Origin of the sequence: Alsobacter sp. KACC 23698 (genome assembly GCF_045348435.1) — a bacterium.
In the GTDB taxonomy this organism is placed as follows: domain Bacteria; phylum Pseudomonadota; class Alphaproteobacteria; order Rhizobiales; family Beijerinckiaceae; genus Alsobacter.
The window spans coordinates 2208652-2232247 of sequence record NZ_CP157484.1 but is presented as its reverse complement, the minus strand read 5'-3'; the positions used below and the strand labels follow the sequence as shown (position 1 = coordinate 2232247).

At 69.0% G+C, this 23596-nt stretch carries 14 protein-coding genes; 2 read left to right on the top strand and 12 right to left on the bottom strand.

The window, feature by feature from the left end; translation table 11 throughout:
* Positions 1-47: 47 nt before the first annotated feature.
* The 6 genes from mmsB to ABEG18_RS10350 all read right to left on the bottom strand — a co-directional run bounded on the left by mmsB (position 48) and on the right by ABEG18_RS10350 (position 7243).
* Positions 48-1274, bottom strand: coding sequence for a multiple monosaccharide ABC transporter permease (gene mmsB, locus ABEG18_RS10375; RefSeq protein ID WP_406857984.1), 1227 nt, complete (start codon positions 1272-1274; stop codon positions 48-50).
* The gene (mmsA, locus tag ABEG18_RS10370) at positions 1271-2806 is read right to left on the bottom strand and encodes a multiple monosaccharide ABC transporter ATP-binding protein (protein ID WP_406857983.1); all 1536 of its coding nucleotides are present in this window, start codon (positions 2804-2806) and stop codon (positions 1271-1273) included. The genes mmsB and mmsA overlap by 4 nt, the downstream gene beginning before the upstream one ends.
* A 109-nt stretch (positions 2807-2915) precedes the next feature.
* Positions 2916-3980 carry a multiple monosaccharide ABC transporter substrate-binding protein gene (gene chvE, locus ABEG18_RS10365; RefSeq protein WP_406857982.1) on the bottom strand — a complete coding sequence of 355 codons (1065 nt, stop codon included), beginning with the start codon at positions 3978-3980 and terminating at the stop codon, positions 2916-2918.
* Between the two features lie 116 nt (positions 3981-4096).
* Positions 4097-5026: an AEC family transporter gene (locus ABEG18_RS10360; RefSeq protein WP_406857981.1), complete on the bottom strand. Its 930-nt coding sequence runs from the start codon at positions 5024-5026 to the stop codon at positions 4097-4099.
* Between the two features lie 84 nt (positions 5027-5110).
* A complete protein-coding gene (locus tag ABEG18_RS10355; RefSeq protein ID WP_406857980.1) occupies positions 5111-6229 on the bottom strand; it encodes a hypothetical protein in 1119 nt (372 codons plus the stop codon).
* Positions 6230-6292: 63 nt separating this feature from the next.
* Positions 6293-7243 carry an acetamidase/formamidase family protein gene (locus tag ABEG18_RS10350; RefSeq protein WP_406857979.1) on the bottom strand — a complete coding sequence of 317 codons (951 nt, stop codon included), beginning with the start codon at positions 7241-7243 and terminating at the stop codon, positions 6293-6295.
* 180 nt (positions 7244-7423) lie between these two features.
* Between ABEG18_RS10350 and ABEG18_RS10345 the strand changes: the two genes are divergently transcribed.
* The gene (locus tag ABEG18_RS10345) at positions 7424-8782 is read left to right on the top strand and encodes an AmpG family muropeptide MFS transporter (protein ID WP_406857978.1); all 1359 of its coding nucleotides are present in this window, start codon (positions 7424-7426) and stop codon (positions 8780-8782) included.
* Here ABEG18_RS10345 and ABEG18_RS10340 read toward each other — a convergent pair.
* From ABEG18_RS10340 to ABEG18_RS10315, 6 genes are all read right to left on the bottom strand, one after another.
* Positions 8779-9951, bottom strand: a complete 1173-nt coding sequence (locus tag ABEG18_RS10340) for an MFS transporter (RefSeq protein WP_406857977.1) — start codon at positions 9949-9951, stop codon at positions 8779-8781. The two genes, ABEG18_RS10345 and ABEG18_RS10340, sit on opposite strands and share 4 nt — an antisense overlap.
* Positions 9952-9996: 45 nt before the next feature.
* Complete coding sequence (locus tag ABEG18_RS10335) at positions 9997-10836, bottom strand: amidohydrolase family protein (RefSeq protein WP_406857976.1); 840 nt, start codon at positions 10834-10836, stop codon at positions 9997-9999.
* 32 nt (positions 10837-10868) lie between these two features.
* On the bottom strand, positions 10869-12002 hold the full coding sequence (locus ABEG18_RS10330) for an ABC transporter substrate-binding protein (RefSeq protein WP_406857975.1): 1134 nt from the start codon (positions 12000-12002) through the stop codon (positions 10869-10871).
* Between the two features lie 59 nt (positions 12003-12061).
* Positions 12062-12916 carry a shikimate dehydrogenase gene (locus tag ABEG18_RS10325; protein WP_406857974.1) on the bottom strand — a complete coding sequence of 285 codons (855 nt, stop codon included), beginning with the start codon at positions 12914-12916 and terminating at the stop codon, positions 12062-12064.
* A 114-nt stretch (positions 12917-13030) separates the two neighbouring features.
* A complete protein-coding gene (locus ABEG18_RS10320) occupies positions 13031-15091 on the bottom strand; it encodes a response regulator (protein WP_406858583.1) in 2061 nt (686 codons plus the stop codon).
* Positions 15092-15246: 155 nt separating this feature from the next.
* Positions 15247-21477 (bottom strand): HAMP domain-containing protein, encoded by a 6231-nt coding sequence (locus ABEG18_RS10315; RefSeq protein WP_406858582.1) that lies wholly within the window; start codon positions 21475-21477, stop codon positions 15247-15249.
* Between the two features lie 601 nt (positions 21478-22078).
* On the opposite strand from ABEG18_RS10315, the gene ABEG18_RS10310 reads away from it, so the two are divergent.
* Positions 22079-23515 carry a D-alanyl-D-alanine carboxypeptidase family protein gene (locus tag ABEG18_RS10310; RefSeq protein WP_406857973.1) on the top strand — a complete coding sequence of 479 codons (1437 nt, stop codon included), beginning with the start codon at positions 22079-22081 and terminating at the stop codon, positions 23513-23515.
* Positions 23516-23596 lie beyond the last annotated feature (81 nt).

Genomic DNA, 23596 nt, shown 5'->3' with positions numbered 1-23596 from the left:
GGCCCTTCCGCTCCGGATGGCGTGATGTCCGGTCCCCGAACCACGCCTCACTTCGCCTTGTTGTAGACGTCCAGATAAACGGCGGCGAGCAGCACGAGCCCCTTGACCACCTGCTGCCAGAAGATGCCGATGCCCATGATCGACATGCCGTTGTTCATGATGCCCATGAAGAACGCGCCGATCACCACGCCCATCACGCGCCCCGCGCCCCCTGACGCCGAGACGCCGCCGATGAAGCAGGCGGCGATGACGTCAAGCTCGAAGGAGTTGCCGGCGCTGGGCGTCGCCGAGTTCAGCCGCGCCGCCACGATGAGGCCGGCCAGGCCAGCCAGCACGCCCATGTTGACGAAGGTCAGGAAGGCGAGCCGCTGGGTCCGAATTCCCGAAAGACGCGCCGCCAGGGCGTTGCCGCCGAGTGCGTAGATCCGGCGACCGATCACCGTGCGGGCGGTGACGAAATTATAGAACAGGATCAGCGCGCCCATGATGACGAGCACGACGGGCAGCCCCTTATAGGACGACAGCAGGTAGGTGACGCCCACGATCAGGCCGGCGAAGACGACGTTCTTTCCAATGAAGAGCGCCGCCGGCTCCGTCTCGATATCGCGCGACCTGGCCCGCGACCATTTGCGGAAGTCGAACAGGAACAGCGCGACCGCGACCGCCGTCCCCAGCAGCATCGAAGTCCAGCGGAACCCAGCGACGTCGAAGAATTCGGGGATGAAGCCCTTGCTGATGTTCTGGAAATCATTGGCGAAGGGGCCGACGAACTGGCCGGCCAGCATGTTGCCGGTGAGCCCGCGGAAAATCAGCATGCCGCCGAGCGTCACGATGAAGGCCGGGATCGTCGCATAGGCGACGAACCACCCCTGCGCCGCCCCGATCGCGCCGCCCAGGACGAGCGACAGCAGGATCACCGGGAACCAGTGGATCTTCAGAAAGAACTCGGTCCCCGGGACCGTGAAGCCCACCATCAGCATCGCCGCGACGGCGCCCACGAAGCCCACGATGGAGCCGACCGACAGGTCGATGTTGCCGCCCACGATCACGAACAGCATGCCCAGCGCCATGATGACGATGTAGCTGTTCTGCTGGATCAGGTTGGTGATGTTGACGGGCTGCAGCAGCACTCCGCCGGTCACCACCTGGAAGAAGATCATGATGACCAGCAGCGAGCCGAGCAGGCCGTATTCCCGCACATGGCTCTTCCACATGGTCCCGGTCCCCGCGCCGGTCGGCGCGATGACGCTCTTTGAGCCCGTTGCTTCCGTCATGCCGTCACCCTGTATTGGCGCATGATCGCGGCCATGATCTTTTCCTGGCTGGCTTGGCTGGCCGGCATCTCGTCGACGAAACGGCCTTCGTTCATCACATAGATCCGGTCGCAGATCCCGAGCAGCTCGGGCATCTCGGACGAGATCACGATCACGCCTCGTCCGCTGGCCGCCAGCTCGTTGATGATGGTGTAGATCTCGTATTTCGCCCCGACGTCGATGCCGCGCGTCGGCTCGTCGAGGATCAGCACCTGCGGGTCGGCGAAGAGCCATTTGCTCAGCACGACCTTCTGCTGGTTGCCGCCGGACAGGTTCAGCGTCTTCTGCAGGATGCCGGAGGAGCGGATGTTGAGCTGCTTGCGGTAGCGCAGCGCGACCTGGGTCTCCTCGCCGTCGTCGATGACGCCGTTCCGGGCGACGCCCTTCAGGTTGACCAGCGAAATGTTGTGCTTGATGTCGTCGCTGAGGATCAGGCCGAGCCCCTTGCGATCCTCCGTCACATAGGCGAGCCCGGCGCCGACCGCCTTCTGGATCGAGCTGACGTCGATCTCCCGGCCCCTCATGGAAGCCTTCCCGGTGATGTTGCGGCCATAGGCGCCGCCGAAAATGCTCATGGCCAGTTCGGTGCGGCCCGATCCCATGAGGCCCGCGATCCCCACCACCTCGCCCGCCTTCACGGCGAGGTCGACGCCCTTGATCACCATGCGGCCGGCGTGCTGCGGGTGCTCGACCCGCCAGTCCTTCACCTCAAAGAGCGTCTCGCCGATCCGGGGCTCGCGCGGCGGATAGCGGTCGGACATCTCGCGGCCGACCATGCTCTTGATGATGCGCGCCTCGCTGATCGGCTCGACATGGCAATCGATCGTCTCGACCGTGGTGCCGTCCCGCAGGATGGTGATGCTGTCGGCGATCTTGGCGATCTCGTTGAGCTTGTGCGAGATCATGATCGACGTGATGCCCTGCTTGCGGAACTCCATCAGGAGATCAAGCAGGGCGGCGCTGTCGGTCTCGTTCAGGCTGGCGGTGGGCTCGTCGAGGATGAGAAGGCGCACCTTCTTGGCCAGCGCCTTGGCGATCTCGACCAGCTGCTGCTTGCCCACCCCGATATTGGTGATCAGCGCGTTGGGAGATTCCTTCAGCCCCACGGTCCTGAGCAGCTCGCGCGTGCGGTCATGAGCGATCGACCAGTCGATCACGCCGAAGGTCGAGGGCTCGTTGCCGAGGAAGATGTTCTCGGCGATGGACAGGAGCGGCACCAGCGCCAGCTCCTGGTGAATGATGATGATGCCCAGGTGCTCGCTGTCGGAGATCGAGGCGAACCGCCGTTCCTCGCCCTGGTAGACGATCTGGCCCTCGTAGTCCCCATAGGGATAGACGCCGCTCAGCACCTTCATGAGCGTCGACTTGCCGGCCCCGTTTTCTCCGCAGATCGCGTGGATCTCGCCGGACTTGACCACGAGGTTGACGTCCCGGAGCGCCTTCACGCCGGGGAAGCTCTTGGTGATCCCGCGCATCTCGAGGATTGCGTTCATCGTCCCGACCCGACCTGCACGCCTGAACCCAGGTGGCGTCCCGGGGGACGCCGCCGCTCGCGACGCGATGGCCCCGCGCCTGGCGGGCGCAGGGCCAAGCTCGACGATCTTACTTGAACTGATCGGCCTTGTAGTAGCCGGTGTCGATCAGCGCCTGCTTCCAGTTGGACTTGTCGACCAGAAGCGGCTTCAGGAGGTAGGACGGGACGACCTTGACGCCGTTGTTGTAGGTCTTGGTGTCGTTGATCTCGGGCTTGCCGCCGGTGAGAACCGCGTCGACCATGCCGGCCGCGACCTTGGCGAGGTCGCGCGTGTCCTTGAAGATCGTCGAGGTCTGCTCGCCGGCGATGATCGACTTCACCGAGGGGACCTCGGCGTCCTGGCCGGAGATGACCGGCATCGGCAGGTCCTTGGAGCCGTAGCCCACGCCCTTGAGTGAGGCGATGATGCCGATGCTGAGGCCGTCATAGGGCGACAGGATCGCGTTGACCTTCTTCTGCGTGTAGAAGGCGCTCAGCAGGTTGTCCATGCGGGCCTGGGCGACGGAGGCCTCCCAGCGCAGCGTCGAGACCTTGTCCATCCCGACCTGCTTGCTCTGCACCACGAGCTTGCCGCTGTCGATGTAGGGCTGCAGCACCGACATGGCGCCGTTGTAGAAGAAGTAGGCGTTGTTGTCGTCGGCCGAGCCGCCGAACAGCTCGATGTTGAAGGGGCCCTTGCCCTCCTTGAGGCCGAGCGCCGTCTCGATGCTCTGCGCCTGCAGGACGCCGACCTGGAAATTGTCGAAGGTGGCGTAGTAGTCGACATTGGCCGAGCCGCGGATCAGGCGATCATAGGAGATGACCTTGATGCCGGAGTCGGCCGCCTTCTGAAGAGCGCCGGACAAGGTGGTGCCGTCGATGGCCGCGATCACCAGGACCTTTTCCTTCTTGGTGATCATGTTCTCGATCTGGGCGAGCTGGTTGGGGATGTCGTTGTCCGCATATTGCAGGTCGACGTCGTATCCCTTCTCCTTGAGCACCTTGACCATGTTGTCGCCGTCCGCGATCCAGCGGGCGGACGACTTCGTCGGCATGGAAACGCCCACGGTGCCCTTGCTCTGCGCCTGGGCTCCGGTCGCGAACGCGACAGCCCCAACGGCCAAAACGGCCAAAACTGATCCAAAGCCCTTCATACGTCTTCTCCCAATGAGCAATCTTTGACGGCTCGCGCATCTCCGGCGCGCGCCAAATAAGTAATATAATTGGCGCGCGATCAAGCGCTTTCACGCGCTCGATCGCGATCTGCGCCTTATCCGACGATAAGCCAAAGCGTGATGGGATAGGTGAGCGTGGCCAGCACGGTGGAGAGCAGGATGGAGCCCGCAATCGCGCCGGCCCCCGTCTCGTAGCGCTCGGAAATCACGAAGGCGTTGGCGGCGATCGGCAGCGCCGCATAGAGCACTCCGGCCTGGACCCAGAACGGGTCGAGGCGTAGCAGCGCCGCCATGACGCACCAGACCGCGAGCGGATGGAGCACGAGCTTGGCGGCGACCAGCGGCCACACCCGCCAGACGTCGCGGCTCATCCATTGGCGCAGGGCCAGCCCGAGCGCGAACACGCCGGCAGGCGCGGCGGCAGACCCAAGGAACACGAGGAAGCGGTCCACGGGTTCTGGCAGGGCGATTCCGCCGAGCGACAGCGCCGCCCCGGCCAGGATCGAGAGCATGAAGGGATTGAGCAGCGCGCCGCGCGCCAGGCGCCCGGCGATGGCGAGCGGAGACCCCACGCCGCGACCGGCCTCGATCAGGCCGATCGAGAGGGGGATGACGAGAGCCGTGTCGCAGATCAGCCCCATGGCGATCGGGGCGGCCGCGCGCTCGCCCAGGAAGGCCAGCGTCAGCGGAATGCCCAGGAAGGCGAAATTCCCGGCGACCATGGTCTGGCCGCGCGACACGGCCGCCGGAAACGGCAGGCCCGCGAAGCGCCGCGCCGCCAGGATCCCGAGCGCCAGGAGCGCCACCGCGATGACGGCCAGCGCTCCGAAATAGACCGGACTCCAAAGCTGGGCGATGGGCTGGCGCGCCATCACGCGGAACACGAGGGCCGGCGTCGCGATCAGGAACGCGAAGGCGTTCAGGACCTTGACGGCGTCCGGGCCGAACAGGCCCCGGTGCGCGGCGAGCGCGCCGAGCCCGATCACGGCGAAGAAGGGCGTGCTGGTCGCCAGGAACTGGAGCATGCTGGTCCGGTCGCGTCGCGCGCCGGATAAGGCGCCAGCGGCTGGGCCTAGAGCATTTTCAGCGCCTGTCCAGCGTCTGGCGCCTCAGCACCCGGAAAGGGCCCGGATGCTCTCGATCAGGGGGCCGGACGACCCCTCGCGCACCGAGATGACGGCGTCCCCCCGACAGACGGAGCCGTCGCGCGCCGCGAAGGTGTAGCGCGCCCGCAGCGTGCCGGGCCCGATCTCGCGGACGCCCTCCAGCCTCAGCGGGCTGCGCAGCCCGCCATAGAAGCGGCTCATCGCGGCGGCCGAGAAGGGGCCGCGACCGCGCTTCTCGGGGATGAGATAGCGGGCGGCCTCGATGCCGTCGCCACGGCCGAGCGCGCGGTAGAAGCCGGCGACGGCGCCGCGGGCGCCTGGAGCGCGTTCAGCGGCGTCGTCCTCCAGGCGGGCGGGAGGCTGGCGCGCCGCGGTCTCCAGGTCGGCCACGCTCGGATCGGGCCTGGGAAGCTCAGGTCTCGCCCGCGCCGCCGTGCGCGGGGGCGGAAGCGGGACCGGCGCGGGGGCCTCGACTTCGGCGGAGCGTCCGGGCGCAGGGGCGGGCTCGGCTTCGGCCGGCGGTTCGGCGCGCGCGACCGGAGGCGGGTAGTAGGCGGGAGGAGGCGGAACGGTCGCGGCGGGCGGCTCGGACCGAGGTTGCGGCGAAGCGGGCGGCTGAGCGACCGCCTGCTGCTGCGGCCGCGCGGGCTCGGGGGGCGCAGGCTGCGGCGGCGGGGCGACGCTCGCCTCCTGCTGGGCTGCGGGAGCGCGGTCTTCGCCGCAGTCGAACCAGTCCTTGCAGCTGATCGAGAGCTCGCAGAACTTCTGCGCCAGCGGCGCGCTCAGGTCCATGTAGCGGATGCTGCCCAGCAGCGCCGCCGTGCGGCAGGATTCGTCCGCCGAGCCGGCGCAGGCGGCGGCCCCGGGCCGGGCCAGGTCGCTGACGCGCTTGCGCTGGTCGGACGGCAAGGCGCGGACGAAGGCGTCCGTCGTCTTCGCCAGCACGTCGGGCTTGAGGAACTCCAGGTTCTTGGCGGGGCAGAATTGCTTCAGCGACGCCTCGAACGAGGCGTTGGTGGAGGCTGGAACCTGCGCCAGGGCGGCGTGGCCGGCCAGGAGCCCGATCGCCAACCCTCCGGCCGCACCGGTGAGAAGACGCGCATTGCACGGGTTCTTGGACATGGTCTGGACCTCCCGCAGACCAACACGGTCGGCAAGCCCAGGTTCCTCAAGCGCCTGCGAAGGCTAGCCGTTCGGCCTGTCCACCTGCGCCTTGGCGATCATGCAGTGGACGCCCTTGGACCCGTTGACGGTCTGCGTGACCCTCAGATCCGCAGCCAGGCTGCACAGCGAGTACGCGTCCTCGCGGGCGAGGCCGCCCTTCTCCCCCAGCAGGACGATCATGTCCCGAAGCGCACGGACGACGCACTGGTCGAGGTCGGGGTCCATGCCCATGGTGATGTAGTGCGTCGGCGTCTCGGCGCGCGGGTAAGTGAAGCGCAGGTCCTTGCGCAGGTGGAAGGAGAAGCGCCCCTGCAAGGCCGTCTCGATGGCCGTGACGCAGACCTCGCCGTCGCCCTGCGCGCCATGGCCGTCGCCGCAGGAGAACATCGCGCCGGGCACGAACACCGGCAGGTAGAGCGTCGAGCCCGGCGTCAGCTCCTTGTTGTCGAGGTTGCCGCCCATCGCGCGCGGGATCAGCGACGTGATGCGCCCCCAGTTCGGCGGCGGAGCGACGCCCATCACGCCGAAAAAGGGCGCCAGCGGCAGCTCCAGGCCCCAGGGCATGCGGCCCACCATGCGCTGCGCGTCGAGCGGGATATGCATGAGCCGGGGCTCCGGAAAGTCGTCGGGGAGCGTGCCGGCGAGCGGGCGGATGAAGTTGAAGCCCCAGTCCTGCCGCAGGCGGATGTCGAGGATCCTGACCTCCAGCACGTCGCCCGGCTCCGCGCCCTCGATCGCGACCGGGCCGGTGAGGATGTGGCCGGGCAGCGTCTTCTCGCTGCGCTCATGCACCTCCGCGATCTCCGGCGGGATATGGAAGCCCTGTCCGACGGGCAGCACGTCGGGCGAGCCGCTCAGCGTGTCGATGGTGACCTCGTCGCCGCTGCGAATGGTCAGCGACGGCCTGAACCGGGCGTCGAAGAAGCCCCAATGGCAGGTCTCGGCGCTCGCTTTCAGGTGGTGGTGCGTCATCCGCGCGGTCCTCGCTGCTGGGTTCGAAGAGCCAAACGGGCTCCCCGCCGCAGGAGACGCAAAAACGCGTCCGGCGCCAAGCCCGCTCCCGGCATGGCGGGGTTGTCCTTCAGCGCCGCCCTTTGCAGTTCTGCGCTCCTTGCGTGTATCACGCGTGCTGGGACGGCCGAGCGAATCGACATGAGCGACGACACCCTGCGATCCCCCTCCCCGGCCCGGCTCTCCTTCGCGGACGCGCTGAGGGTCTATCTTCGGCCGCGCGTGCTCGTCGTGGTGCTGCTGGGTTTCTCCTCCGGGCTGCCGCTGGCGCTCACCGGGACCACGCTGTCGGTCTGGATGACGGAGGCCGGCGTCAATCTCTCGACGATCGGCCTGTTCTCCCTGGTCGGGCTGCCCTACACGCTGAAATTCCTGTGGGCCCCGGTGGTGGACGCGCTCGACGCGCCGCTCCTGTCGCGGCTGCTCGGCCGCCGCCGCGGCTGGCTGATGGCCACGCAGCTGGCGCTCGTCGCCGCGATCCTGTTCCTGGGCGTGCAGAATCCGGCGAGCGCCCCCTGGATGGTCGCCGCCGGGGCGTTGCTGGTGGCCTTCCTGTCGGCGACGCAGGACATCGTGGTCGACGCCTTCAGGGTCGAGCGCCTCGACCCCTCCGAACAGGCGGCCGGCATGGCCGGCTACGTCGCCGCCTACCGCATCGGCATGCTGGCGTCCGGCGCGGGCGTCATCGCCTTCGTGTCCTGGATGGAGGCGCTGCGCGTCCCCCGGGAGAGCGTCTGGACCTGGGGCTATGTCTTCGGCGCGGCCTGCATGGGGGTCGGCGTCCTGGCGACCCTGATGGCCCGGGAGCCGGAGGGCGAGGTCGCCCGCGGGGGCAAGGACCCGCTCGGCCGGGTGGTTTCGACGGCGGTGGGCGCCTTCACGGAATTCCTGTCGCGCCCGCAGGCCTGGACCGTGCTGCTCTTCGTGCTGCTCTACAAGTTCTGCGACGCGTTCGCGGGCGTGCTGACGGCGCCCTTCATCATCGATATCGGCTTCGACAAGCTGACCTATGCGGGCATCGTCAAGGGCGTGGGCCTCGCGGCGGCCCTGGCGGGCGGCTTCGCCGGGGGTATGCTGGCGCGGGCGCTGCCGCTCGTCACCTGCCTGTGGATCGGCGGCGTCCTGCAGATGGCCTCCAACCTGGCTTTCACCGCGCAGGCCATGATCGGCGTCAACGTGCCCTTCCTCACCGGGACCATCGTGGTGGAGAACTTCACCGGCGCGATCGGCACGGTGGTGTTCGTCGCCTATCTGTCGGCCCTGTGCGGCGCGCGCGCCCACACCGCCACCCAATACGCGCTCCTGACCGCGCTGACCGCGGTGGGCCGGACGTTCCTGGCGTCAGGCGGCGGCTTCCTGGCGGCGCGGACGGGCTGGCCGGTGTTCTTCCTGATCACGGTCGCGGCGGGGCTGCCGGGGCTCGCGCTGCTGACGCTGCTCCAGGCCCGCGGCCATTTCGGCGAGCTCGCCCGCCGGACGAAGGCCGCGGCCGCGGGCTAACGGGGCGACGCGCCCACGCGCAGCGCCAGCGCGCTGGCGGCGACGCCGAGCAGCAGGGCCGCCAGGATCAGGAACGAGGCCTGCAGGGACGCCCAATGGGCGACGAGGCCGATCGCCGCCGGCCCGGCGAGGATGCCCGCATAGCCCAGTGTGGTGATCGCCGGCACGGCGACGCTCTCCGGCATGGCGGTCTGGCGGCCCGCGCTCGTGAACAGCACCGGGACGATGTTGGAGCAGCCCGCGCCCACCAGCGCGTAGCCGAGCAAAGCGCCGCCCCATGTGGGCGCGAGCGCCCCCAGTGCGAGGCCCATGGCGGCGCAGACGCCCCCGACGGCGATCACGGCGGGCCCGCCAAAGGCCTGCACGATCCGGTCGCCGGTCAGACGGCCCAGCGTCATGGCGATCGCGAAGGCGACATAGCCGAGACCGGCGAGCGCCGGTTCGACGCCATGGACGGCGCTGAGCGCGATCGCGCTCCAGTCCAGCATCGCGCCCTCGGTGAGGAAGATCATGAAGCACAGGCCGCCCAGCGCCAGCACGACGCCTCGCGGCCAGGCGAAAGCCGGTCCGCCGCCTTCGCCGCCATAGGGCAGCAGATGGCGGAACGCGACCGCGACGATCGCAAGGCTGCAGGCCGAAATGGCCGTCGCGGCGGCCAGCGGGCCGGCTCCGCCGCCCAGCAGCGCCGTGACGCCCCCCGCGCCAGCGATGCCGCCCAGGCTGAACAGGCCATGGAAGCCCGACATCATCGCCCTGCGGCTGGCCCGCTCCACCATGATGGCCTGGATGTTCATGGAGACGTCCATCGACCCCACGCCGGCCCCGAACGCGAACAGCAGGCCGGCGAGCGCGGCCAGGTTCGACGCATAGGCGAGACAGGGCAGCGCAAGGCAGCCCAGCGTCGCCGCGCCGGCGATCACCGCCCTGCACCCCCAGCGCTGGCACATCGCGCCGGCCAGCGGCATGGCCACGATCGAGCCGAGGCCGAGGCACAGGAGGAGCAGGCCGAGCACGCCCTCGTCGACGCCGGCGCGCATCTTGGCGAAGGGCGCCAGGGGCGCCCATGCGGCCGTGGCGAATCCCGCCACGAAGAAGACGAGGCGGGTGGACGCCTGCTCGGGGCCGGCGGGGGCGGCGCGACGCGCGCGGGCGTCCAGGGGCTGATCCATGAAACCTGTCCGGGCGGCGCCCAATCCGGGCCCCGCCGGTCGACCTCAGCCGGTGAGATCCTGAAACCCGAACAGGCGCCGCGGCGTGTCGACCAGCCATCGGCGGCGTAGCGCTGCGTCCGGCACGAGGCGTTCGGCTAGCACAAGGAGCGGGCCGTAGTCGACCCGGGACGGCGCTTTCAGAAAGGGCCAGTCGGACGCCCACAGGCAGGCGTCGAGGGTGAAGGCCTCGACCAGCGCCTCGGCGAAGGGCCAGGCGTCGCGGTGCGGCCAGGGCTGGTCGGAGAGCTTGGCGTAGCCGGAGAGCTTGACCGCCGCCCTGCCCTCGCGGCCGAGCCGCAGGAGCGTCTGGAAGCCGGACTGGCCCAGTCCAGCCGCCTGCAGCGGCCGGCCGCAGTGATCCACCAGCAATCGCGGGCGCGCGCTGTCGATGAGCGGCATGAAGGCGTCGAGCTGGTCGCCCTCGACCTGCAACTGAAGGAAGAGATCGAGCTCGGTCAGCCGCCGCACGAGCGCGTCCGCGCTGCGATAGAAGTCGACGCCGTTCACGGTGGCGTTCCAGGCCACGCCGACGACGCCGGCCTCCTTCAGGCGCAGGAGATCGCCCGCCGACGCGTCGTTGGGCACGACCGCGACGCCCTTGAAGCGCCCCCGCCCTCGCCGCAGGGCGTCGAGCATGCAGGAATTGTCCTCGCCATAGCCGGAATTCGGCCCCACCAGCAGGGCGTGGGTGACGCCGTAGGTCTCCATCACGGGCAGGAGTTGCTCGAGCGGGGCGATCTCCTGCCCGGAGGGCCGGTAGGCCGTGTCTGGACGATAGGGAAACCGGGCCGGGTCCAGGACGTGGACATGGCAGTCGATCTTCGGTTCGTCGACGATCGACATGAGCTGAGCGGTCCCAGTCCCGGTCCGCCGCGCTATTTGCCGAGCTTGGGCAGGATCTCGACGATCTTCTGCTTGCCGTCCTCCACTTCGGCCAGGAAGCTGATCCGGTCGATGTCGCCGGCCCCGTCCCAGGTCGTCTCCATCAGGATGCCCGGCTCCTGCTCGGGCGTGATCGTCAGGCCGTGCAGGGTCTTGGCGAAGAGCGCGCTGTCGAATTTCCCGATCTTCTCGGTGACGTACTTGATGGCGTAGACGGCCGTGTAGCCCTTGATGCCGTTGTGATCGGCGATGTAGTTGAAGCGCTTCTTGAATTTCTCGGAGAACTCGCGGACCGCCGGCACCGGAGCGTCCGTCGACAGGCCCACATGGCCGCGCACGCCGTTGGCGGCGGCGCCGCCGAGTTCGATCACCTTCTGGCTGAGCAGGGTCGTCTCGCCGATGAGCGGCGCCTTGACGTTCTGGCGGCGCGCCTCGAGCAGGAAGCGGGCGCTCTCCTCCTCGTTGGTGTAGACGAACACGGCGTCGACGGTCGCCTGCTTGAGCTTGGCGACGTCCGCGGCGAAGTCCACCTGGCCCTGCTCGGTCGAGATGTCGGCCACCACCTTGACGCCGCGCGATCCCATCTCGCGCAGGAAGGCGTCGCGGCCGCCCTTGCCGAAGTCGTTGTTGACCCAGATCACCGCCACCTGCTTGGCCTTGAGACCGTCGCGGATGTAGTTGGCGAGCTTGGGGATGCTGATCTGCTGCCCGAAGGCGGTGCGAAACACGAAGGGGTTGCCCATCTGGGTGATCTCGGCCGCCTCGGCGCCGACGATCTGCGGCACGCCGGCCGCCTGCGTCAGCAGCATGTTGACCTTGACGGACCCGGAATAGATCGGGCCGAGCACCACATAGGGCTGCTGGTCCAGCACCTTCTGGATCTGCGCGCGCGAGACGCCGGGGTTGCTCTGGGTGTCGATATGGCTGGTCTCGATCTTGCGGCCCAGGATGCCGCCCTTGGCGTTGATCTCGTCGATCGCCAGGACGACGCCGTCGCGCCAGTTCGTGCCCGACACGGCCCCGGGGCCGGACAGCTCGACGACGTCCGGGATGACGACGGTCGACTGCGCCAGCGCCGCGGCGGGCGTCAGGAGTCCCAGCAAGGTCCAGGCGATGATCGGCTTCATGTTGTCCTCCCAGGTGGTCCGGGCCTTGCCGGCCCTTGTTCGATCGGCGTCGCCCGCGGTCAGCCGGCGGGCGGCGTCTTGGCGATGATGTCGGCCTCCACCAGCCGGCGCAGGTCGGGCGTCACCTGCGGGGTGACGCCGAACCAGCGCGCGAAGCCGACGCCGGCCTGCTGGAGCAGAAAGCCGAGCCCCGTGGCCGTCCTGTGCCCGCGCTCGCGGGCCCGCTTCACGAGGTCCGTCTCGAGCGGGACGGAGATGACGTCGTACACGATGGCGTCGCGTTTCAGCCCGGAGATGTCGAAGTCGAGCGGGGCCTTGCCGGCCATCCCGAGCGACGTGGCGTTCACCAGCAGATCGACCTGCGGCAGAAGCGCCGTCGCCTCGTCCCAGGCGTGGGCGTGCGCCTGCGGGCCGAAGTCGCGCGCCAGGTCCTTGGCCCGCGCCAGCGTCCGGTTGGCGATGTGGACGTCGAAGCCGCGCTGGAGCAGCGCGTAGACGGCGGCCCGGGACGCGCCGCCGGCGCCCAGGACGAGCGCTACGCGACCGCCGCCCTTGTCCCAGCCGGGGTGAACGTCGTCGAGGTTCGTCAGGAAGCCGTAGGCGTCGGCGTTGCCGCCCACATAGCGGCCGTCCTCGGTCCAGATCACGCTGACGGCGCCGATCGCGGAGGCGGCCTCGTCGATGCCGGCCAGATAGGGGATCACGGCCGTCTTGTGCGGAGCCGTGACGTTGCCGCCCACATAGCCCTCCTGGCGCAGGCCGGCGAAGAAGGCGCCGAGGCCCTCCGGCGGCACGTCCTTGAAGTCGTAGGCGCCCTGGATGCCCAGCGTCTTCAGCCAATAGCCATGGATCATGGGCGAGCGCGACTGCGCGACCGGATGTCCGAGGATGAAGGCGCGCGGCGTGGTCGACATGGCGAGACCCGGTGGGGAGAGGTCGCGCAGCCTAAGCCAAGCCGCTGTGGCAGGAACTGATATGTTCCGGTCGATTATCCCATTCCGTGCATGAGCGAGCGGGCGGCGGGGCGGTCAGCCCTGGGCGAGGCGCGAACCCGCCGCGATGGCGCGTTCCATGGCGCTGGCGATTTCATCCTGGGTGAAGGGTTTCGCCAGCCTGACATCGGCGATCGCACCCGCCCCGACCGGCGTCTCGGCGTAGCCGCTGGCCAGGATCGTGGGCAGTCCCGGATAGCGCTCGCCGAGGACGCGCACCAGCTCCGCGCCGGTCATTCCCGGCATGGCGTGATCGGTCACGACCAGGTCGACGGCGCCGCCCCGCGCCTCCAGGGCGGAGAGCGCCTGGCCGCCCGAGGCGGCCTCGACGACGTGATGGCCCATGTCCTCCAGCATCGCCACCGCGCCGGTGCGGACGAGTTCGTCGTCGTCGACGACCAGGATGGTCAGGCGCGGCAGGTCCGGCCGGAAGGACGGCCCGGGCGCAGGGGCCGGTTCGGCCACCGCCAGCTCGGGCGCGGCCAGGGGCAGGTAGATCCGGACGGTGGTCCCCTCCCCGGGCTCACTGACGAGGTGAAGCGCGCCGCCCGACTGGCCGGCCATGCCATGCACCATCGAGAGCCCGAGACCGGTCCCCTTGCCCGGACCCTTGGTGGTGAAGAACGGCTCTGCCGCCTTGGCCAGCGTCGCGGCGTCCATGCCCGAGCCGGTGTCGGCGACGGCGATGCACAGATATTCGCCGGGCCTGAGGCGATCGAATCCGGTTCGCGCCGCGTCCACGACCGTTGCGGAGATGGAGAGAAGCCCCCCGTCCGGCATGGCGTCGCGCGCGTTCACGGCGAGGTTGAGCAGCGCGAGCTCCAGCTGGTTCACGTCCGCCTGGATCGCCGGCAGGCCGTCCGGGAAGTCGGTCGTCAGCCGCACCGAGGGACCCAGGGCGCGGCGCAGGAGGTCTTCGATCCCGCACACCAGCGCCGCGACGTCCACCACCTCCGGCTTCAGCTCCTGGCGGCGGGCGAAGGCGAGCAGGCGCTTGGTGAGCGCCGCGCCGCGCTTGGCGCCCTCGCTGGCGTTGTCCAGGAGCCGCAGGGAGCGCTCGTCGACGACGCGTTTGCGGAGCAGCTCCAGGCTGCCCAGCACCGCCATGAGCAGGTTGTTGAAGTCGTGGGCGACGCCGCCGGTGAGCTGGCCGATCGTGTCCATCTTCTGCGCCTCGAAGAGCTGCGCCAGGGCCATCTCCCGCTCGCGCGTGCGCTCTTCAATGCGCCGCTCCAGCTCCTCGTTCAGCCGTTCGAGGGCCTCTTCGGCGAGCTTGCGCTCCGTGATGTCGTAGGTGACGCCGCTCATCCGGACGGGGCGGCCGTCGGCGTCGAAGGTCGTCGCGCCGCTGGTGATGCACCAGCGCACCTGCCGGTCCGGGCGGACGATGCGAAACTCCGCCCGCGAGGTCCGGCCGCTGCGCAGCGCGTCGCCGGTGGCCCGGCGCACCGCCGCGCGGTCGTCGGGGTGCACCAGCGCGGCCACGGTCTCGCGCGTCGGGCGGAACTGGGCCGGGTCGACCCCATAGATCCGGTACTGGCCGGCGTCCCAGGCGTAGTCGCCGGTGGCGACGTTCCAGTCCCAGGATCCCATGGAGCCGGCCGCCATGGCCAGGCTGCGGCGCTGCTCGCTCTCGGTCAGGCGACGGGTGGAGGCCTCGAGCTCGGCGGTGCGCTCGGCCACGCGGCGCTCCAGCTCCTCGTTCATGCGCTCGAGCTGGCGGGTCTTGCGGTAGAGGTCGACGAAGACCCGCACCTTGGCGCGCAGCACCTCGGGGACGACCGGGACCGGCACATAGTCGACCGCGCCGGCGGCGTAGCCGCGCAGCCGGTCGAGATCGGTCAGGTGGATGGCCGACACGAAGATGATCGCGATCTTCTCATAGCGCGGATGCTCGCGGATCATCGCTGCCAGCTCGAAGCCGTCCAGCTCCGGCATCTGGACGTCCATGAGCACCACGGCGACCTCGCTGCGCAGCAGGTGCTCGAACACCTCCCGGGGCGAGGTGGCGGTGATCAGGTTCTCGCCCAGCTCGGCCAGGATCACCTCGTGGCTGAGGATCTTGGACGGCTGGTCGTCGACCAGGAGAATGTTCACCTTGTCCGGGAAGACGCCCGGCGCGAGCGCGCCCCCCTGGAGGCCCGCGCCAGCCGACGCCGCCGCGGGCGGATCAGGCTGGAAGGCCTGGGGAACGAGCGATGTCGGTTCAGGCGGCTCGCGGCCGCCCCAACCCTGCACGGCGGGTTTCCTGCTCAACGGTGCAACCACATGCGCAGCGCCGAGAGAAGCTGCTCGGTATTGACGGGCTTGGCGAGATAGTCAGACGCACCCGCGTCGAGGCATTTCTCGCGGTCGCCCTTCATGGCCTTGGCGGTGAGCGCGATGATGGGCAGGCGCCGGTGGGCCGGGTCGGCGCGGATGACCTGCATGGTCTCGTAGCCGTCCATTCCGGGCATCATGATGTCCATCAACACGATGGCGAGTTCCGGCGTCTGCTCGATGACGGCGATGGCTTCGCTCCCTGTGGTCGCCGTCAGCACGCGCATGCCCCGGCGCTCCAGAACGCTGCTGAGGGCGAAGATGTTGCGTGCGTCGTCGTCGACGAGCAGGACCGTGCGTCCGACCAGGTCCTCGTCCGAGCTGTGCAGGCGCTCCAGCATGCGCTGCTTGGCGGGCGGCAGGTCATACACGACCCGGTGGAGGAAGAGCGCGGTCTCGTCGAGGAGCCGCTCGGGCGACTCCACGCCCTTCACGACGACGCTGCGCGCCATCGTGTGGAGGGTGGCGTCCTCCTCGGGCGACAGCTCGCGCCCGGTGAACACCACCACCGGGATGTCGCAGAGCGCCTGGTCGTCGCGGATCTTCTCCAGCACCTCGAAGCCGGAGATGTCGGGGAGCTTCAGGTCCAGCACCACGCAATCGGGCGGCTCTCGGCGCAGGATCTCCAGCGCCTGCCCGCCCGTCTCGGCCGTGACGATGTCGATGTCGTCATGGCCGAGCAGTTCGGCCAGGCCGATCTGCTCGGCGGCGTTGTCCTCGATCACGAGCAGCCGCTTGCGGCGCGGCTCGGCGAAGCCCTTCAGGCGGGTCAGCGCCGCCTCCAGCCCCTCGATCGTGGTCGGCTTGTTCATGAAGCCGAAGGCGCCGCGGGCGAGCCCGTGCTGCTTGTCGTCGTCGAGCGTGACGATCTGCACCGGAATGTGGCGCGTCAGCGGGTCCTGCTTCAGCTGGCTCAGCACGTTCCAGCCCAGCATGTCGGGGAGGAAGACGTCGAGCGACACGGCGGTTGGCCGGTACTGCCTGGCCAGCGCCAGCGCCTCGGACCCGCGGGTGGCGACGATGACCTTGAAGCCATTGTCGCGCGCCAGGTCCGTCATGACCCGCGCGTAATGCGGGTCGTCCTCCACCACCAGCAGCGAGAGCTCGCCCGGCCCCACCTGCGCGCGGTCGTCCTCCAGCCGGTCGGCGGCCTTCTCCGGCGCGCGCATGAAGCCCGACGCCGCGCCGACGAAGGGATCGCCTCCGGCCGGGCGAAGGCTCGGCGCGGCCGCGCCCGCGCCCACATAGGTCAGCGGCAGGTAGAGCGTGAAGGTGCTGCCCACGCCCGGCGTGCTGCGCAGCTGGATCTCGCCGCCGAGCAGGTTGGCGAGCTCGCGGCTGATGGCGAGCCCCAGCCCGGTGCCGCCATATTTGCGGCTCGTGCCGGCGTCGGCCTGCTGGAACGCCTCGAAGATGATCTTCTGCTTCTCCGGCGGGATGCCGATGCCCGTGTCGGAGACTTCGAAGGCCACCACCGAAGGCGCGTTGCGCAGCATCGGGTGATCCGGGTTCCAGCCTGTCTTGGCCGGGCTGACGGTCAGCTTGACGCCGCCGCGCTCGGTGAACTTGAAGGCGTTGGACAAAAGGTTCTTCAGCACCTGCTGGAGGCGCTTGGAATCGGTGATGAAGCTGCGCTCCAGGTTGGGCGCGACCTCCACCTCGAAGCCCAGCTTGCGGGTCTCCGCCTCGTGCCGGAAGGGTCGGGACATCATGTCCAGGAGGTTGGCGAAGACGATCTCCTCGGCCTCCACCGACACCGTGCCGGACTCGATCTTGGACAGGTCGAGGATGTCGCTGATCAGGTTGAGGAGGTCGGTGCCCGCGCCGTGGATGGTGCGCGCGAACTCCACCTGCTTGGCGCTGAGGTTGCCCTCGGCGTTCTCGGTGAGCTGCTGGCCGAGGATCAGGATGCTGTTCAGCGGCGTCCTGAGCTCGTGCGACATGTTGGCCAGGAACTCGGACTTGTACTTGGAGGTGAGCGCCAGCTCGGCGGCCTTCTCCTCCAGCGCGCGGCGGGCCTGCTCGATCTCCTGGTTCTTGGCCTCGACCTCGACGTTTCGCTCGGCCAGCTGCTGGGCCTTCTGCTCGAGCTGCTCGTTGGTCTGCTGCAGCTCCTTCTGCTGGGTCTGAAGCTCGGCGGCCAGCTGCTGGGACTGCTTCAGCAGCCCCTCCGTCTGCATGGTGGCCTCGATGCTGTTCAGCACGATGCCGGTGCCGGTCGTCAGCTGCTCCAGGAAGGACATCTGCAGGTCGGTGAAGTGCTTGAGCGACGCGAGCTCGATCACCGCCTTGACCTGGCCCTCGAACAGCACCGGCAGCACGATGGCGTTCTTCGGCATCGCCTTGAACACGCCCGACGAGATCGGGACGACATTGGCCGGCATCTCGGTGATCAGCAGCCGGCGCCCGTCGCGGGCGCATTGGCCGATCAGGCCCTCGCCCATCCTCAGGCGCTTGGGATGGCCCGAGACGCCGTCGTCCGCATAGGCGTGGAGCAGCTCCAGCTCGTCGTTGCCGACCTGGTAGATGACGCCATGCTGCGCCTCCACGAGGGGGGCCAGCTCCGACAGGAGCGTGCGGCCCACGGCGGCGAGGTCGCGCTGGCCCTGCAACATGTTGGTGAAGCGGGCCAGGTTGGTCTTGAGCCAATCCTGCTCGGTGTTCTGCTCCGTCGTGAGGCGCAGATTGCCGATCATCGTGTTGATGTTGTCCTTCAGCTCGGCCACCTCGCCGCGGGCGTCGACCTGGATCGACCGCGTCAGGTCGCCCTTGGTGACGGCCGTCGCCACCTCGGCGATGGCGCGCACCTGGGTGGTGAGGTTGGCCGCCAGCAGGTTGACGTTGCCGGTCAGGTCCTTCCAGGTGCCGGCCGCGCCGGGCACATGCGCCTGGCCGCCGAGGCGGCCTTCCACGCCCACCTCGCGGGCCACGCTGGTCACCTGGTCGGCGAAGGTCGCCAGCGTGTCCGTCATGTTGTTGATCGTCTCGGCGAGAGCCGCGACCTCGCCCTTCGACGCCACCGTGAGGTTCTGCTTGAGGTCGCCGTCCGCCACCGCGGTGACCACCTTGACGATGCCGCGCACCTGCTCGGTGAGGTTGGCGGCCATGACGTTCACCGTGTCGGTGAGGTCCTTCCACGTGCCGGCGACGCCCGGCACCTGCGCCTGGCCGCCGAGCTTGCCTTCGGTGCCCACCTCGCGCGCCACGCGCGTCACCTCGCCGGCGAAGGCGTTGAGCTGGTCGACCATGGTGTTGATGGTGTTCTTCAGCTCCAGGATCTCGCCCTTCACGTCGACGGTGATCTTGCGCGAGAGGTCGCCTCGGGCGACCGCCGTGGTCACCTCGGCGATGTTGCGCACCTGGGTCGTCAGGTTGGCGGCCAGCAGGTTGACGTTGTCGGTGAGGTCCTTCCACGTGCCGGCGACGCCGGGCACGACGGCCTGGCCGCCGAGCCGGCCTTCGGTGCCGACCTCGCGCGCCACGCGCGTGACCTCGCCGGCGAAGGAGCGCAGCTGGTCCACCATCGTGTTGATGGTCTCCTTCAGCTGCAGGATCTCGCCGCGGACGTCGACGGTGATCTTGCGGCTGAGGTCGCCATTGGCGATGGCGGTCGCCACCTCGGCGATGTTGCGGACCTGGGCCGTCAGGTTGCCGGCCATGGAATTGACGTTGTCGGTGAGGTCCTTCCAGGTGCCGGCGACGCCGGGCACCTGCGCCTGGCCGCCGAGCTTGCCCTCGGTGCCGACTTCGCGGGCGACGCGCGTCACCTCGCCGGCGAAGGCGTTGAGCTGGTCCACCATGGTGTTGATGGTGTTCTTCAGCTCCAGGATCTCGCCCTTCACGTCCACGGTGATCTTGCGGCTGAGGTCGCCGCGGGCCACCGCGGTGGTCACCTCGGCGATGTTGCGCACCTGGCCGGTCAGGTTCGACGCCATCGAGTTGACGTTCTCGGTGAGGTCCTTCCACGTGCCGGCGACGCCGGGCACCTGCGCCTGGCCGCCGAGCTTGCCTTCGGTGCCCACCTCGCGCGCCACGCGGGTCACCTCCGAGGCGAAGCGGTTGAGCTGGTCCACCATCGTGTTCAGCGTCTCCTTCAGCTGAAGGATCTCGCCGCGCACGTCCACGGTGATCTTGCGGCTGAGGTCGCCATTGGCGATGGCGGTCGACACCTCGGCGATGTTGCGCACCTGGGCCGTCAGGTTGCCGGCCATGGAGTTCACCGAGTCGGTGAGGTCCTTCCAGGTGCCGGCGACGCCCGGCACCACGGCCTGGCCGCCGAGCCGGCCCTCGGTTCCCACCTCGCGCGCCACGCGCGTCACCTCGCCGGCGAAGGAGCGCAGCTGGTCCACCATCGTGTTGATGGTCTCCTTGAGCTGCAGGATTTCGCCGCTGACGTTCACGGTGATCTTCTTGGAGAGGTCGCCCTGGGCCACCGCGGTCGCCACCTCGGCGATGTTGCGGACCTGGCCGGTGAGGTTCGACGCCATGGAGTTCACCGAGTCGGTGAGGTCCTTCCAGGTGCCCGCCACGCCCTTCAGCTGCGCCTGGCCGCCGAGCTTGCCCTCCGTGCCGACCTCGCGCGCCACGCGCGTCACTTCCGACGCGAAGGCGTTCAGCTGGTCGACGGTCGTGTTGATGGTCTCCTTCAGCTGAAGAATCTCGCCCTTCACGTCGACGGTGATCTTCTTGGACAGGTCGCCATTGGCGATGGCGGTCGAGACCTCCGCGATGTTGCGCACCTGCGCGGTGAGGTTTCCGGCCATGGAGTTCACCGAGTCGGTGAGGTCCTTCCAGGTGCCGGCCACGCCGAGCACGTTGGCCTGGCCGCCGAGCCGGCCCTCGGTGCCGACCTCGCGCGCCACGCGCGTCACCTCCGACGCGAAGGCGTTGAGCTGGTCCACCATCGTGTTGATGGTCTCCTTCAGCTCCAGGATCTCGCCGCTGACATTGACGGTGATCTTCTTGGAGAGGTCGCCGCTGGCGATGGCGGTCGACACCTCGGCGATGTTGCGCACCTGCGCGGTGAGGTTGGACGCCATCGAGTTGACGTTGTCGGTGAGGTCCTTCCAGGTTCCGGCGACGCCGGGCACCTGCGCCTGGCCGCCGAGGCGGCCCTCGGTGCCCACCTCGCGCGCCACGCGCGTCACCTCGCCGGCGAAGGCGTTGAGCTGGTCCACCATCGTGTTGATGGTCTGCTTCAGCTCCAGGATCTCGCCGCTCACATCCACGGTGATCTTGCGCGAGAGGTCGCCGCGGGCCACCGCGGTCGTCACCTGGGCGATGTTGCGCACCTGCGCGGTGAGGTTGCCGCACATCGCGTTCACCGAGTCGGTGAGATCCTTCCAGGTGCCGGCGACGCCCGGCACGATGGCCTGGCCGCCGAGCTTTCCTTCCGTTCCCACCTCCTTGGCGACGCGGGTCACCTCGGACGCGAAGGAGCGCAGCTGGTCCACCATCGTGTTGATGGCTTCCTTCAGCTGCAGGATCTCGCCGCGCACGTCGACGGTGATCTTCTTCGACAGGTCGCCGTTGGCGACCGCGATGGTCACCTCGGCGATGTTGCGCACCTGTGCGGTGAGGTTCGACGCCATCGAGTTCACCGACTCGGTGAGGTCTCGCCACACGCCGGTGACTTCCTTCACCTGCGCCTGGCCGCCGAGCTTGCCGTCGGTGCCGACCTCGCGGGCCACGCGCGTCACCTCGGAGGTGAACACGCTGAGCTGCTCGATCATCGCATTGGCGATGGTGGCGGAGCGCAGGAACTCGCCCTTAAGCGGGCGGCCGTCCACGTCCAGCGGCATCGGCTGGAGCAGGTCGCCCTTGGCCACCGCCGAGATGGTCCGGGTCACGGCCGTGGTGGGCCACAGGAGATCGTCGATCAGCGTGTTGACCGAGCCCTCCATGTCGGCCCAGGCGCCGGTCTGGATGCCGAATTTCACGCGCGTGCGGATCTTGCCGTCGCGGCCGACGGTCTGGCCCACCTGCTCCAACTGGTCGGCCATGCGCTCGTTGGCGGCCACGATCTCGTTGAAGGTGTCGGCGATCTTGCCGGCGATGCCGGTCTGGTCGCCCGGCAGGCGCACCGAGAAGTCGCCGACCCGCATGGCCTGCAAGGCGGCCAGCAAGGCGCCGAGGTCCAGTTGCGAAGGCTGGTCCAGGGGCAGCGGCGTGGCGGCGTCCTGGACGTCCGAAGAGAGGACGGCGGCGGTCGCCGCGCGCGACGACTTCGCCCCATTGCGGCCTGCCCCGACGGACGTGTTTGCCCTCGACTTCATCGAAATCCTCCGGGTTCTTCTTTTGGTGTTGGCCGGCGGCGCCAAGGGCCGTCACGCCAAGACAGACAGCAGGTCAGCGGCAACGCTCAGCTCAAGCATAGGTTCCCACGGTGCGCGTGGCTGCGCAGTGAAAGTGAGCTATTTGCGCCGGGAAGAACAGACAAGGCAGCAGCGCATCAGCCGCCAAGTCGGCGAATTCAAACGCCGAATCGTCTAGATGACCAAAAGGCCCAATATTGGCGCGAATGCTCGTGCCTTTCGTCACCCCGATGCATGGCGACGGAAAACGCACACATGACTTTTGACATGGACGTGGGGCCGCTGACCGCGAAGGGGCCGCCTGGCGGGTGGAGCTTTCGCGCAAAATCCAAGCGAATCGCTCAGATCAGCCCGGAAAATCGCGGTCTTTAACGCCTGATTCACCGGTTTCGGGCTCTGGTCGGTCTCGCCTCTTCGGCAAGACCAGCGTTTGAGTTCAGGAGCTGACAGGATGGCGTGCTTCGCGGCGAAAGCCCGGACCAATGCGGGCGTGACGCGTCTGTGGGTCGCAGCCCTCGTGAGCGTCGTCGCGATCGCCGGGACGGGTCCGGCCGAAGCCGGCAAGCGCCGGATGCATCCGGGCAAGTCGGCGCTCCACAAGGCCGGCGCGTACCAGCCTCCCTATGCGGCGATCGTCGTGGACCCCCAGTCCGGGCGCATCCTGCACGCCGTCGACGCCGACGCGCCCCGCCATCCGGCGTCCCTCACCAAGGTGATGACGCTCTATCTCCTCTTCGAAAAGCTGCAGTCGGGCGAGTATCGGCTCGACACCCCCCTCCAGGTCTCGGCGGCGGCGATGAACCAGGCCCCGTCGCGCCTGGGCGTGAAGAAGGGCGAGACCATCACGGTCGAGGACGCCATCAAGGCGATCGTCACCCGGTCGGCCAACGACGTCGCTGTCGTGGTGGCGGAGAACATCGGCGGCACGGAAGCGGAATTCGCCCGGAAGATGACCGAGAAGGCCGCGTCGCTGGGGATGCGCAACACCACCTTCGTGAACGCCTCCGGCCTGCCCAACAAGGCCCAGATCACGACGGCCCGCGACCTTTCGATCCTGGGCCAGAAGGTGCGCGAGCAGTTCCCGTCGCTGTTCACCTATTTCGCCACCCGCAGCTTCGACTACGCCGGAACCAAGGTGCTGAGCCACAACCGCCTGATGACCCGGCTGGAGGGCATGGACGGCATCAAGACCGGCTTCACCAACGCATCGGGGTTCAATCTGCTCGCCTCCGTCAGGCGCGACGACCGCAGCCTGGTCGCGGTGATCCTGGGCGGCGCGTCGCAGCGCACGCGCGACAACGCCATGGCGGAGCTCGTGAACCGCTATATCGCCGAGGCGGCGCCGGCCGCGCCCGTGGCCGTGGCGAGCGCGACGCCCGCCGGCTCCGCTGCGACGACCCCGTCCGTCGCGCAGGCTCCGGCGCCGGCCCAGCCGGCGGCCGCCCAGGAGGATCCCATCGTCACCGGCTCGATTCGCGCGGTCTCCGTGGCGTCGGTCGGTTCGCTGGACGCCTCGGCGTCGTCCTTGGGCCTGCCGCTCACGCTGGGGGCGTTCGCGATGGCGGCCGCGGGCCTCGCGCTGGCGCGGCGGCGCGTCCGGATCATCGGGGACGGCTTCCTGGCCGCCAGCCTGGTGTGCGAGCACATCGCCGAGCAACTGCCCCGCCCTAGCCTCGGGGCGGCCCGTCTCGCCTCTGCGAACTGGCGCAAGCCGCGCTTCCTGCTGCCCCGGAAGGTCGCCGTCCCACCGTCGCTGATGGACCTGTCCGTCGATCCGGCGCTGGCCTACGACCCCGCCCCGGCGGCCTTCGCCGGTTATGAGGATCAGCGGCCGGCCCCGCGCTCGGCCGCCCGCGACGCCGGCGTCCGGGCGCGCCCGCTGGCCTGAGCCGAAAACCGGCGCTCGCTCCCGCCCCGGGGCGCGGTGACGCGCCTCGCGGGGGTGGTCGCCCTCGCTTCGCCGTCTATT

Coding starts and splice junctions, on each gene's coding strand:
- ABEG18_RS10360 (WP_406857981.1), bottom strand. CDS start 5,026: ATGCTCCAGTTCCTGGCGACCAGCACGCCCTTCTTCGCCGTGATCGGG.
- ABEG18_RS10325 (WP_406857974.1), bottom strand. CDS start 12,916: ATGTCGACCACGCCGCGCGCCTTCATCCTCGGACATCCGGTCGCGCAG.
- ABEG18_RS10350 (WP_406857979.1), bottom strand. CDS start 7,243: ATGACGCACCACCACCTGAAAGCGAGCGCCGAGACCTGCCATTGGGGC.
- ABEG18_RS10310 (WP_406857973.1), top strand. CDS start 22,079: ATGGCGTGCTTCGCGGCGAAAGCCCGGACCAATGCGGGCGTGACGCGT.
- ABEG18_RS10355 (WP_406857980.1), bottom strand. CDS start 6,229: ATGTCCAAGAACCCGTGCAATGCGCGTCTTCTCACCGGTGCGGCCGGA.
- ABEG18_RS10340 (WP_406857977.1), bottom strand. CDS start 9,951: ATGGATCAGCCCCTGGACGCCCGCGCGCGTCGCGCCGCCCCCGCCGGC.
- ABEG18_RS10330 (WP_406857975.1), bottom strand. CDS start 12,002: ATGAAGCCGATCATCGCCTGGACCTTGCTGGGACTCCTGACGCCCGCC.
- mmsB (WP_406857984.1), bottom strand. CDS start 1,274: ATGACGGAAGCAACGGGCTCAAAGAGCGTCATCGCGCCGACCGGCGCG.
- chvE (WP_406857982.1), bottom strand. CDS start 3,980: ATGAAGGGCTTTGGATCAGTTTTGGCCGTTTTGGCCGTTGGGGCTGTC.
- ABEG18_RS10335 (WP_406857976.1), bottom strand. CDS start 10,836: ATGTCGATCGTCGACGAACCGAAGATCGACTGCCATGTCCACGTCCTG.
- ABEG18_RS10345 (WP_406857978.1), top strand. CDS start 7,424: ATGAGCGACGACACCCTGCGATCCCCCTCCCCGGCCCGGCTCTCCTTC.
- mmsA (WP_406857983.1), bottom strand. CDS start 2,806: ATGAACGCAATCCTCGAGATGCGCGGGATCACCAAGAGCTTCCCCGGC.